The organism is Clostridium sp. AF23-6LB (assembly GCF_003461085.1).
GTDB classification, from domain to species: Bacteria; Bacillota; Clostridia; order Lachnospirales; family Lachnospiraceae; genus Coprococcus; species Coprococcus ammoniilyticus.
Map to the genome: position 1 here is coordinate 398,702 of NZ_QTWK01000003.1, position 13,453 is coordinate 412,154.

Sequence of the window (13,453 nt, forward strand, 5' to 3'; positions counted from 1 at the left end):
ATATCGGGGATAAGGACAGGTCGTGCAGTCATATTTTATTTTATCGCTCACGGTCATCACCGTTTTTCTGCTTCTGGGCAGGCTGATTATAGGGCATACGGCACTCTGACTGGTATCGTTCATTCAGCTTTTGCCGTGCAGCATCAAGCTCATTCGTGTAATAACCCCAGAAATAATTTGAGCCGCCCTTGCAGTACCAACACACATAAGGGTTGGGTGCGTTGGGATTGTGACCGATGACAAGCTCTGTACTCCCGATAGTACAGCTCTCAATGATTTCATAGTTCTGATTGGAGCGTTTTTCTTCGTCCATAAGCACCTCTCTATTCTTTGGCATAACGCCGATAGGCTTTTTCGCCCGTGGCTCTCATTTTTTGAACAGGGCGGCTCCCTGCAAGCTCTGGATGCTGTGCCTGCAGCTTGCGGCGTGTCCTGCTGACGCTCTCAAAGCTCGGCAGACCAAGATATTTGTGCTGCGTCATTATCTCTGCAAGCGGCATTGCCCCTGCATCCTTCAGACAGGCATTACAAAGTGCAAGATACAGCACCATATCGTCATTTCTGGCATCTTCATTCTTTTCCAGAACAGCTCTGACTTTCTTTTCAATGGTTTTAAGGTTTCTCATTGTTACCTCCATAAAAGAAAGGGCGGCATCTTTCAGCCGCCCAAACCACTTACTTATTCTTTCTGTTACGGATATTCAGCCATACCGCCGCACCCACAATGAACACGACAAGCACGATTGCGATAATGGTTTTAGCGTCCATCAATTAGTCCTCCTTTTTCTTCTTTCTGTTCTTATAGCCGACAAATCCGAGAACGCCCGCACCGACAACAGACAAAACCGAAAGGCTTACCCATAAGCCCAGATTGAAATCATCGCCTGTTTTCGGGGTATCCCTGAACTCATTGTGCATCTGCACGATAGCCGTAGCGTCCACCTTTACCGTTACCTGTTTATCGGCAGGAAGGATATATCCTGCGGAAGCCTTGTCGTTTACTTCGGATACGGTATAGTCGCCAATCCGCAAGCCCTCAATCACGATTTCTCCGTTCTTATCTGTCTTAAAGGTCTTGTCATAGTCCACGCCTGTCACACGGAAAGAGAAGTCCTCCACCTTACCGTCAGAGGAAGTCTTTACGATTTTAAGAGAGCCTTTCTGTGCTGCATTGATAAAGCCAACACCCGCCTTGTTTTCCACGGTGTAGGTCTTGCCGTTCTCTTCGATGGATACGGCATAAACATCTTCATCAAGCACAAAGCCTGTCGGAGCTTTGCTTTCCTTTACCAGATATTTGCCGTAGCGGAGTTCACTCATCTGGTAAACGCCGCCGTCAAGTTCTTTCATTTCGCCAAGCAGCGTATCGTCTTTATCCAGTTTCCCATCGCCATTAGTATCGGAGTAAACCTCAAATACCGCACCAGACAGCTTGTTGTCGGGATAATCCTCATCAACCTTTGTCAAAGCGATATTGCCCTTAATGAAGTAGTTGACAAGTTCAATTTCCACAACTTCGTCCACCTTGCCGATTGTCACGGCGATTTCTTCCTCGGAGAGTACATATCCCTTCGGGCTTTCGATTTCACAGATTATCCAAGTTCCATACGGCACTTTGGCAAAAGAAAAACTACCATCATCTTTTGATGTGGTAGCTGCAATCGCATTTTCCTTTGTAAACTCGGTAGTTCCTGTCTTAAAGATACCGATAACTGCACCGCCCAGAGCTTTTCCATCCTCATCAGATTTCTTACCGCTTACAGAGCCGTAAATAATGTCATTTGTGATAGCTTCGCCCTCGTTGGCTGTAATGCGGACAGTTTCGGTATCCTGTCCTGCGTATTCAAAAATAACAGGGTATTTTGCATCGCTGACAATATATGCGGAGTTGGTCGAGATTTCCTGCACATAATAGCTGCCCATCGGCAGGTCGCTGATAGCTTTCCCGTGACCGCTTTCATCAAGGGAAATGACCTCAATCAGACCGTCCGCAGGAATGGTCTTTCCATCTGCGGCTGTGAGTTCCTCCGCCGCATACAAGCCAAAGGTCACATCAAAGATTTCTCCATTCTTGCCAATGCCGTAGGCTTCATCAATGGCAAGGCTCTTGATGAGGTCGATTTCAACATGCTGTCTTTCATTATAGAAAGAAGTAGCCGTTTCCGTTACATCAACATTCTGTCCTGCATACACAAGCTCAACAGAATGGACTTCCTCATTCAGCACCATTCCATACGGAGCTGTAATTTCCTTAACCTCATATTTTCCGAGATACAGTTCTTTGGATTTTGCTGTACCGTCCTTTCCTGTCGTAACGGTATCCACAACCTCGCCCTTTTTGGCTCTGACCGTTCCGTCCAGAGTGACAATATCCTCGGCTGCGGTAATCTCATAGACTGCACCCTCAAGACCGCTGACAGAGAAAATCGGCTGATACAATCCCTTATCGCCTGCCACGGAGCTGAATACCTCGCCAGACTTTTCTACGGTAATTGTACCTTTCTGTGCCATATTGGAGCGTACTACCTCAATAACGGTAATGCCGCTTTCTTCCTCGGAATTTTCCTGCACCACATCAAAATAAACAGGCTCGGAATTTAAGACATACCCATACGGGGCTTGTACTTCCACAAGGGAATAGCCTTTGCCGTATTCCAATGTCTGCGGTGTGATAAGGTCGCCGTCTGCCGTAGTATAGAAGGTGTCAATGGTCGTCACTTCGGGATAAGTGAAAGTCATAGTCACAAGCTTTCCATTCGGGTCGTAAATCTGGAAGCCTGCACCTGCATACGGGATTGTATTGCCTGTTTCTGCATCTTTCTTTACGATTTTGATATAGCTCTCAAAGTTAGCGTTGTTGATAAGGTAGCGGTAGGTCTGACCGTCCTTGCTAATAAACACATCAAAGTCTTTCATCAGTTCACGCCCCTCCCAACCAGAGGTCTGGCGGACGGTATAAATGCCATACGGCATATCCTTTGTCTGGGCAAAACCGTTCTCGTCACATGTCAGCACATCACGCTCGGTTTCCTTTGCATTTTCATAGCTGCCTGCGGATTTGAGGAACACTTCAAATACCGCACCTTCTTCGGGTGTTTCAATCTGGGTTTCCCCGTTATCCGTATGCTTGATGAGTGCGATATTGCCTTTGATGACCTGTTCATTCACATCGTTTGCGGTACTGTTCAGCTCTACCGTGTATAGCTCTGGTTCTGCACCTACCTTGTGGATTGCGGTATCCAGAAGATACCCCTCGGACGGGCTGATTTCACGGACAGTCCAATCATTGTCACAGATATAATACTTGGTCGTAAACTGACCGTTTTCATCAGTCGTGTAGGTGTCAATCAGTTCCTCACCCTTATAGATGGCGTAAACCGCACCTGCAAGGGAAGCGTCGCCCTGCGGAGAACCTGTTTCTGCATCGGTCTTTGTCACAGTCACTTGGAATTTCTTCAATACATTGTCGAAGCTGCGTTTTGTGACCTTGTTCCATTCAATCGGAGCTGTCTGGGAAGCAGGAACGACATAGCGGACTGCGGTATCCACTTCCTCAACCACATACGGGGTATCGCCGCTGATAAGGACATTTTCAAACTTAGCCAGACCGTTTTTATCAGTCACGGCATACTCGTCAACAGGCAAGCCGCTTAAAGATGTGCCGTAAAGGTGGAATTTCATTCCCTCCACCAGATTGTCCTCGGAAGTCTTGACGATTTCCAGACTGCCACGCTTCAAAGTATTGCTGAAGGTCACAGTAGAGGTTTTTCCTCCAATAAGGGTCACGGTCTGGGTTTTCTGCGGCTCATAACGGTCAATGGACTGTTCTGTGACGGTATAAGTGCCAGGGAATAATCCCTCCACGGAGACAGAGCCGTCCTTTCCTGTCTTAACTGTCTTATTGAAGTTATCACCTTTGATTGTAAAAGAGATGCCCTCCACAACTCCGTCCTCCGAAGTCTTTTTGAGGGCAATCGTGCCTGTCGGCGTTTCGATATTGATATATGCAGACACGGTATCAGCATTCTCCACACCTGTTACCAAATCCTGCAAGTTCGGGTCGCCATAGGCAATGAGCTTTGCACTGTTGCTGACAGTCGGCACATTGTTCCTCTTTGCCGTAATGCGGACAGAACCGCTGATAGCTACGGTGGAGCTGATTGTCAGCTTATTTCCAGACTTCGATACACTCACATTGCTGTCAGAGCTTGAAAAGCTGTAATCGGAAAGGACGCCGTTGCTGTCCGTCAATGTGATGCTGTACTTTCCGTCCTTGTAGGCAAGCTCCTTTGTGATGTCATTCTTACCGCCCGACATAAAGCTCGGAATGGTGTTATGCTCACGCAGCATTGCAACAATCTGGTCATACACTGCCCTTGCTCCGCTGTTGGCATAATTTGAACCGAAGTGCAGGCTGTAAACGGTAGTGCTTGTCTGGTTATATGAGCCTGTGGCTTCACGGCAGCCTGTGACAAACTCCCAAACGAGTGTCTGCGTGGCAAGCCATTTTTCATCATCACTTCCCGACAGATTATTTCGGTTGCCCTGATACCCATAGAGCAGGGCAAGCCCAACCGCCTTTTTCTGATTGGCTGAAAGGGCGTTCCAAGTATCGGAGGAAGCCTTTTTCAAGGTATTTCCTGTTTTCAGCGGTACTCCCGGCTGAATACAAAACGCATTCTCACCGTCTACAAACATACGGTACTTATAATTTCCCGTTCCGCCTGCGGTATAGCCGCCGATATTCGCACTGGAATTGTACCTCATCGCATTACCGTTGCTGTCATAGGTGTGGGAAAAGGAAATCGTCCCGATGTCACCCGCAGCAAACGCCGTCGCAGGCATTATGGATAATGCCGTGACTGCAGCCATTACAAAAGCCGCAGCCTTTTTGAACAATTTAGGGATTTTCATAGTTACCTCCTGTAATTTGGATTGAATATTTTGCCTTACTGACCGAAAAAAGCTGCCCGTTATGGACAGCCTAAAGTATTTCTTTTCTCGGATAGTTACTGGCAGTAGTTAGGGGGTGAGGTGTGGAGAGGGGGAAGCCACAATAATGGCTATCCACTCAAATGGGCAGAACTCGCCCTCGGTGTGTGGCTATCTCTCGTGAGCCTTGTTCCGCTGCAAGTGTCGGTTATAAAACTCCAACGCCTTGACAACAAAATTCGTTTCCTGCCCTCTGGGAACAGTCTTTGGAATGAGCTTGGTTATCCTCTCGTCACGGAAAGCAGGTTTTTCCTTCTGATTGGGCTTTTCTTCCTCCATAATGGACTGGATAACCTCGGAAGTGAGCTTGCCATCTTGGTTATACTTCTTCATTTTGATAGCCTGTGCCAATGACGGGGTAGCATCGTTGTACTCCATTGCTTCAAGCAGGGTGTATTGCTGTTCCTCGGTCAGATAAGAAACCTCAACCGCAGGACGAAAAGCAATCTGCCTTTCATCTACCATTTGCAGGATTTCGGGAACAAGCTCCGTTAGACGGATATAGCGGCGTATCTGGTCTTTGCTTTCTCCAACAAGTTCTCCTAATTCCTCATCAGAACGCCCTTTTGATAAATTAGTCGCCAATGGCGACGCATTTTCTTTTGGGGGTCTGCCTGCCTGTCGTTTCATAGCTTCCAACCGCATTTTATACGCAAACGCTTTCTCACTCGGCAAAATAACAGAGCGTTGGAGATTACTTTCCACCATAACAATAATGGCTTCATCACGGGTAAGCTCTTTGACCTCGCATTTCAGCGTTTCAAGTCCTGCAAGTTCACAAGCCTTTTTTCGCCTGTGACCACTGATAAGCTCATACCGTCCGTCCTCTTTTAAGCGAACTGTCGCTGGGGTCATTACACCGTTTCGCTTGATACTCTCAACAAGTTGTTCCATATCTTCGTCCATCAAAACCTTGAACGGGTGGTCTGGAAACTCGTCAATCTCCGATATGGGAATATCCCGTATCTTGCTTAGCTTTGCTTCCTCACGGCTTTCGTCCGTCTGAAAAAGGTCATCGTATGCGGTCAGCTCGATTTTGGTTTCTCTGCTTCTCGCCAATCTCTGCCACCTCCTTTCCTAACTGCTCATAGGCTGCGGCAACCTTGCCGCTTTTGTCGTAAGCAAAAATACTTTTGCCTTCTGCGGTAGCTTCCACCGCACGGATAGAATGAGGTATCTCGGTATCAAATACCTTGATTTTCTTACCGTATGCACTTTTGACCGTTGCCGTAATTTCCTTAGAAATGTTGGTACGGGGCATTACCATAGTCATTAAGATACCGTCTATCCGCAGCTTTGGGTTGATTTGCCGCTTGACCATTGATACGGAGCGAAGCAAAAGCTCCAGACCTTTAGCCGAGAGATAGTGGGGCTGTGTCGGGATAATCACGCTGTCAGCCGCCGCCAGAGCATTGATGGTTATCATGCCTAAACTCGGCATACAATCAATAAGCACATAGTCGTAATTCTTTTTAACCTCATTGACATAGGTTTTCAGCACACGCTCACGGCTCATTGCATTGATTAGCCTTACTTCAAAGCCCGACATCTCAATGTTTGACGGAAGCAGGTCGACGCCCTCGCTATGGTGGATAATACCCTGTGAAACATCAAGCGTTTTATCGTCTATGATGTTCTGCATCACAGTAGAAAGCGTTATGGGAATATCGTCTGGTCTGTTATAACCCAGAGCCATCGTGAGATTTGCCTGTGCATCGGCATCAATCAGCAGGACTTTTTTACCCTGCTGCACCAGACTTACACCCAGATTGACCGCTGTGGTTGTTTTTCCGACACCGCCTTTCTGGTTAGTCAGAGCAATCACTTTGCAATTTGACATAGATGCGTCCTCCTTTCGCATAGATTTAGCCACTTTGTCAAGGTGGCTATGTAAACAGTACCAGAGAACGCAAAAAAGCCGCCTACTCTTAAAATCAATAAGAATAAGCGGCTTTGTAATTTGCCTTAGACATATTCAATTTTCATTCTCTTGGTCGGTGCATTTATGACCTTAAAAATAAGCTCGTCAACACAATCCGTATATCTGCCTTGCTGAATGAGCTGATTTTTTAACTCTACAAGGCTATGTATCAAAAGTTTTCTTTCGTGGCTATCCAAATACAGATGATTAAATTTCTCTCTCATAAGCACACCTCCACTTCTTTAGCTTCATTATATTGGAAAGTAGGGGAAAGGACAAATCTGCAAAAAGGGACAAAAAATAAGCGTACCACTATTTCTAATGATACGCTTATCGTATTTAACTGTTAATCAAGGTCTATGAATACCCTTACAGTGGTATCTCTCCACTGATTTTTCCTTACATACTGTCCGTTAGCCTTTCGATAGGCTGCTGCCTGCTCGAAACTAAGCGGCAATTCAAAGGAAAGAGAACTCCTACCTATTTGCAATAGCAGCCTGAGCAGCAGCAAGTCTAGCGATAGGTACACGGAATGGTGAACATGATACATAATCAAGACCAATCTTGTGGCAGAATTCAACGGATGAAGGATCTCCACCGTGCTCACCACAGATACCGATATGAAGCTTTGGATTAACTGGCTTGCCAAGTTTAACAGCCATATCCATGAGCTTACCAACACCAGTCTGGTCAAGCTTAGCAAACGGATCATTCTCAAAGATCTTAGCATCATAGTAAGCATTTAAGAACTTACCTGCATCATCTCTTGAGAAACCAAATGTCATCTGTGTAAGGTCGTTAGTACCGAAGCAGAAGAAGTCAGCTTCCTTAGCGATCTCATCAGCTGTAAGAGCTGCTCTAGGGATCTCGATCATTGTACCAACTTCGTACTTCAGATCTACGCCTGCAGCAGCGATCTCTGCATCAGCTGTCTCAACTACTACCTTCTTAACATACTTAAGCTCTTTAACTTCACATACAAGTGGGATCATGATTTCTGGCTCAACATTCCAATCTGGATGCTCTTTCTGAACTTCGATAGCTGCACGGATAACAGCCTTTGTCTGCATCTTAGCGATTTCTGGATATGTTACAGCAAGACGACATCCTCTGTGACCCATCATAGGGTTGAACTCATGAAGTGAGTTGCAAAGTGCCTTGATCTCTTCTACTGACTTATTCTTAGCCTTTGCAAGCTTCTCAATATCTGCTTCCTCTGTAGGAACGAACTCATGAAGAGGTGGATCCAGGAATCTGATAGTAACCGGGTTACCTTCAAGTGCTTCGTAAAGAGCCTTGAAATCTCCCTGCTGATATGGAAGGATCTTATTAAGAGCTTCTTCTCTTTCTTCTACTGTATCTGAGCAGATCATCTCACGGAAGGCTGCGATTCTTTCTGGATCAAAGAACATATGCTCTGTACGGCAAAGACCGATACCTTCTGCACCAAGCTCACGAGCCTTCTTAGCATCTGCTGGTGTATCAGCATTTGTTCTAACCTTAAGTGTTCTGTACTTATCAGCCCATGCCATAACACGACCGAATGTACCTGCGATTGAAGCATCAACTGTCTTAATAACTCCATCGTAAATGTTACCTGTTGTACCATCGATTGAGATGAAATCTCCCTCATGGAACTCTTTGCCTGCAAGTGTGAACTTCTTGTTCTCTTCATCCATAATGATATCGCCACAACCTGATACACAACAAGTACCCATACCACGAGCAACTACAGCAGCATGTGATGTCATACCACCACGAACTGTTAAGATACCCTGTGCTGACTTCATACCTGTGATATCTTCCGGTGATGTCTCAAGACGTACAAGAACAACCTTCTCGCCCTTAGCTGCCCATGATTCTGCATCGTCAGCTGTAAATACGATCTTACCACAAGCAGCACCCGGTGAAGCACCAAGTCCCTTGCCCATTGGTGTAGCTGCCTTAAGAGCTGCTGCATCAAACTGTGGGTGAAGAAGTGTATCAAGGTTACGAGGATCGATCATTGCAACTGCTTCTTCCTCTGTCTTATGTCCTTCATCAACAAGGTCACAAGCGATCTGAAGAGCTGCCTGAGCTGTTCTCTTACCATTACGACACTGTAACATGTACAGCTTCTTGTTCTCAACTGTGAACTCCATATCCTGCATATCATGGTAGTGATTCTCAAGAGTCTCACATACCTTAAGGAATTCTGCATATGCTTCTGGGAATTCCTGCTCCATCTGAGCGATTGGCATTGGTGTACGAACACCGGCAACTACGTCTTCGCCCTGTGCATTGATAAGGAACTCACCCATAAGCTTCTTCTCACCTGTTGCAGGGTCACGAGTAAATGCAACACCTGTACCAGATTCATTATTTAAGTTACCGAATACCATAGGCATTACGTTAACTGCTGTACCCCATGAATAAGGGATATCGTTATCTCTTCTGTATACGTTTGCACGTGGGTTGTCCCATGAACGGAATACAGCTTCGATAGCTAACTTTAACTGCTCAACTGGGTCTGAAGGGAAATCTGTTCCTAACTGGTTCTTGTATTCAGCCTTGAACTGCTCTGCAAGAGTCTTAAGATCAGCTGCTGTAAGTTCTACGTCGAACTTAACACCCTTCTCTTCTTTCATCTTATCGATGAGCTGCTCAAAGTACTTCTTACCAACTTCCATAACAACGTCTGAGAACATCTGAATGAAACGTCTGTAAGAATCATATACGAAACGCTCGAATGCTGGATCTGGGTTGTGTGCGATCATTGCAGCAACAACTTCGTCATTTAAACCAAGGTTAAGGATTGTATCCATCATACCCGGCATAGATGCTCTAGCACCTGAACGAACTGATACTAATAATGGATTCTCAAGATCTCCGAACTTCTTGCCGTTGATCTCCTCCATCTTCTTAACACCTTCCATAGCCTGTGCCATGATCTCGTCGTTGATCTTACGACCATCTTCATAGTACTGAGTACAAGCCTCTGTTGTGATTGTGAAACCCTGTGGAACTGGAAGACCAATTGTTGTCATCTCTGCAAGGTTTGCACCCTTACCACCGAGAAGATTACGCATGGTCATGTCGCCTTCGCTAAACATATAAACCCACTTGTTTGCCATTTGTTTATTACCTCCTACGTATCTAATTAAATATATGCTGAAAAAAGCCTGCTTTAGGGCAGAATTTTCCCACCACTCTGACGTGATTATATCATATGACCTAATAATATTAAACCACTTTTTTCAATTTTTTTCTCTTTTTAACCGCATGTTCCGGAATCTTTTTCAAAAAGAAAGAGACATCCGCCAGATAATGTTCTTTTCCGACAAATGTCCCTTTTATTTTACAGATTCGATCAACCGGATACTCTATCTGAGATATTGATTCATTTCGTCTGATTAATATTCGAATTTCTTCTCAAAATATGCCTTCAGATCTTCGATCTTTACTCTTTCCTGCTCCATGGTATCTCTGTCACGGACAGTTACAGCACCATCTTCTTCTGAATCAAAATCATAAGTTACACAGAACGGAGTTCCGATCTCATCCTGTCTTCTGTAACGCTTACCGATATTTCCTCTGTCGTCGTATTCACAGTTGTAGTATTTGCATAATTCAGCATATACCTTTTCTGCTCCCTCGCCGAGTTTCTTGCTCAGTGGAAGGACACCGATCTTAACAGGTGCAAGTGCAGGATGGAAATGTAATACAGTTCTTACATCCGGCTTCTCCTCGGTTCCGATATTTTCTTCATCATATGCAGCACAAAGGAATGCAAGTGTTACACGATCAGCACCAAGTGATGGTTCGATAACATATGGAATGTATTTCTCTTTCTTCTCATCATCAAAGTAATCCATTGGTTCGCCGGATACAGTCTGATGCTGAGTCAGATCATAATCCGTTCTGTCTGCGATACCCCAAAGTTCACCCCATCCAAATGGGAATAAGAACTCGATATCTGTTGTTCCCTTGCTGTAGAAGCAAAGCTCTTCCGGTGAATGATCACGGGCACGCATCTCTTCATCCTTGATACCAAGGTCTTTTAGCCAGTTGATACAGAAGCTTCTCCAGTAATCAAACCATTCAAGGTCTGTTCCCGGTTCACAGAAGAATTCCAGCTCCATCTGCTCAAACTCTCTGGTACGGAACGTAAAGTTACCCGGTGTGATCTCATTACGGAATGACTTACCGATCTGTCCGATACCAAACGGGATCTTCTTTCTGGATGTTCTCTGTACATTCTTGAAGTTTACAAAGATACCCTGTGCTGTCTCAGGTCTTAAATATACTGTGTTCTTTGCATCCTCTGTTACACCCTGGAATGTCTTGAACATCAGGTTGAACTGTCTGATACCTGTAAAATTATGTTTTCCGCATGAAGGACAGCAGATATTCTTTTCTTCGATAAAGCTCTCCATTTCTTCATTTGACCAGCCATCAACGGAACCTTCGATCTCCAGGTTATTCTCTGCCATGTAGTCTTCGATCAGTTTATCTGCACGAAATCTTTCATGGCACTCTTTACAGTCCATCAAAGGATCTGCAAAACCGCCAAGATGTCCGGATGCTACCCATGTCTGTGGGTTCATCAGGATCGCACAGTCAACGCCTACATTATATGGATTCTCCTGTATGAACTTTTTCCACCAAGCCTTTTTTACATTGTTCTTTAACTCAACACCAAGGTTACCGTAATCCCATGTATTTGCAAGTCCACCATAAATCTCTGAACCCGGATATACAAAACCTCTGTTTTTTGCTAAAGCAACGATCTTGTCTAATGTCTTTTCCATAATGTCCTCCATTTATATTTCATCTTTATATTTGTACGTTATTGTACCTTCTCTCCCTGTTTTTTTCAAGACAGGGATTCAATTATTTCTACAGAATTGAATTTTCGGTCTACATATACCGCTAGAAATTCCTTTGCGATCATCATAAGTTCTTCCAGCACGCTGTCTGAAACCGTGAAATTATACAGATTTCCAAGCATTGCTCCATTAATATACTGAAGCACATATCTGGCGTCCTCTGATATATGGATACTTTTCTTAGCCTTGCTCCGGCAGTTCTCACACAGGATTCCACCGGATAAGGGATCAAATATCCGTGTCAGCCTATCGCTTCCACAGATCGGGCAATGAAAGCTCTGCAGTCCCTGTCCAAAGATATCCATGATCTTCAGTTCATATACACAACGGATCAGTTTCACCGGCAGCAGTCCTTTTTTTAATGCATTCAGGCTGACAAACAGCAGATTCAGATAATCTGCCGACCGGTCACCTTCTCTTGTAAAATATGACATCATCTCACAAAAGTAAGATCCGTAACAGTATTTGTTCACATCAAAGGTCAGTTCATGAAAATATTCCTTTGCATCTACGTTGATAAGTGTATATGCATTTCTTCCCGGATATACAGTAAATGCTCCCATGACAAACAGCTGCGTCTTTGAGATCAACTGGCTGCTTGGTCGTCGGACTCCCTTTGCAAATGCTGTGATCTTCCCCTGCTCTCTGGTCAGTATAACAAGCCGTCTGTCATATTCTCCCTGAAGACCGGAGGAAAGCACGATTCCGTTTAATACTATCTCATCCTTCATGATTCATCCATCTTATAACCATAATTTCGAAGAAGGGTATCGGTATCCCGCCAATCCTTCTTCACCTTTACCCAAAGCTTCAGATTCACATGTGTATCTAATAGCTGTTCAATGCCATACCTTGCATTGCTGCCGATCTTTTTCAGCATTGCGCCCTGTTTTCCGATAATAATACCCTTATGGGAATCCCGCTCACAGATGATTGTTGCATCTATATCCATAAGTCGTCCATTCGGACGTTCCTTCATCGAATCAATAACAACCGCGATTCCGTGTGGAATCTCTTTATCCAGAAGTCTTAAAGCCTGCTCCCGGATCAGTTCGGATACGATCTGTCGCTCCGGCTGATCGGTGATCGTGTCTTCATCATAGAACTGTGGTCCGTATGGAAGGTATTTGAACAGCGTCTTTATCAGTTCATCTTTGTTCTTTCCCTTTAATGCCGATACCGGAACGATCTCCGCATGACTGCAGGCATCCTTATAGGTCGAGATCGCCTTGAATACTTCTTCTTCACTTACCGCATCGATCTTATTTACCACAATGATGATCGGTGTCTTAACATGTTCTAACTGTTCAATGATATACCGTTCTCCTGCTCCGATAAATGTCGTTGCTTCAACGATCCACATAACGACATCTACTTCATTTAATGTTCCCTCTGCCACCTTTAACATATATTCACCAAGCTTGTTCTTGGCCCTGTTGATTCCAGGTGTATCGAGGAAAACAATCTGTCCTTCATCCGAGGTATACACGGTCTGAATACGGTTTCTTGTTGTCTGCGCCTTACTGCTCGTTATAGCGATCTTCTGTCCGATCAACTGATTCATCAGTGTGGATTTACCTACATTTGGTCTTCCTATGATCGCAACAAATCCTGATTTGTATGTATCGTTCATACTTCTCCTTCCATACTCTGTATGTATTCATGTTCTCCA

General features: G+C 44.8%; 10 protein-coding genes. All 10 read right to left on the reverse strand.

What is annotated here, in order from left to right:
* Positions 1–40 precede the first annotated feature (40 nt).
* The 10 genes from DWY07_RS08850 to era all read right to left on the reverse strand — a co-directional run bounded on the left by DWY07_RS08850 (position 41) and on the right by era (position 13,414).
* Positions 41–337: a hypothetical protein gene (locus tag DWY07_RS08850; RefSeq protein ID WP_006857235.1), complete on the reverse strand. Its 297-nt coding sequence runs from the start codon at positions 335–337 to the stop codon at positions 41–43.
* Positions 324–626 carry a hypothetical protein gene (locus tag DWY07_RS08855; protein ID WP_055232873.1) on the reverse strand — a complete coding sequence of 101 codons (303 nt, stop codon included), beginning with the start codon at positions 624–626 and terminating at the stop codon, positions 324–326. The genes DWY07_RS08850 and DWY07_RS08855 overlap by 14 nt, the downstream gene beginning before the upstream one ends.
* A 145-nt stretch (positions 627–771) precedes the next feature.
* Positions 772–4,914: a SpaA isopeptide-forming pilin-related protein gene (locus DWY07_RS08860; protein ID WP_117822740.1), complete on the reverse strand. Its 4,143-nt coding sequence runs from the start codon at positions 4,912–4,914 to the stop codon at positions 772–774.
* A gap of 189 nt (positions 4,915–5,103) precedes the next feature.
* Complete coding sequence (locus tag DWY07_RS08865; RefSeq protein WP_117822742.1) at positions 5,104–6,051, reverse strand: ParB/RepB/Spo0J family partition protein; 948 nt, start codon at positions 6,049–6,051, stop codon at positions 5,104–5,106.
* On the reverse strand, positions 6,005–6,832 hold the full coding sequence (locus tag DWY07_RS08870) for an AAA family ATPase (RefSeq protein ID WP_025577641.1): 828 nt from the start codon (positions 6,830–6,832) through the stop codon (positions 6,005–6,007). The genes DWY07_RS08865 and DWY07_RS08870 overlap by 47 nt, the downstream gene beginning before the upstream one ends.
* Before the next feature lie 125 nt (positions 6,833–6,957).
* Positions 6,958–7,137, reverse strand: coding sequence for a hypothetical protein (locus DWY07_RS08875; protein WP_025577639.1), 180 nt, complete (start codon positions 7,135–7,137; stop codon positions 6,958–6,960).
* Between the two features lie 252 nt (positions 7,138–7,389).
* Entirely contained in the window at positions 7,390–10,026 is a 2,637-nt protein-coding gene (gene ppdK, locus DWY07_RS08880; RefSeq protein WP_117822744.1) for a pyruvate, phosphate dikinase, read from the reverse strand.
* Between the two features lie 279 nt (positions 10,027–10,305).
* The gene (locus DWY07_RS08885; RefSeq protein WP_117822746.1) at positions 10,306–11,703 is read right to left on the reverse strand and encodes a glycine--tRNA ligase; all 1,398 of its coding nucleotides are present in this window, start codon (positions 11,701–11,703) and stop codon (positions 10,306–10,308) included.
* Positions 11,704–11,768: 65 nt separating this feature from the next.
* Positions 11,769–12,512 carry a DNA repair protein RecO gene (recO, locus tag DWY07_RS08890; protein ID WP_117822748.1) on the reverse strand — a complete coding sequence of 248 codons (744 nt, stop codon included), beginning with the start codon at positions 12,510–12,512 and terminating at the stop codon, positions 11,769–11,771.
* On the reverse strand, positions 12,509–13,414 hold the full coding sequence (era, locus tag DWY07_RS08895; RefSeq protein ID WP_117822750.1) for a GTPase Era: 906 nt from the start codon (positions 13,412–13,414) through the stop codon (positions 12,509–12,511). The genes recO and era overlap by 4 nt, the downstream gene beginning before the upstream one ends.
* Positions 13,415–13,453 lie beyond the last annotated feature (39 nt).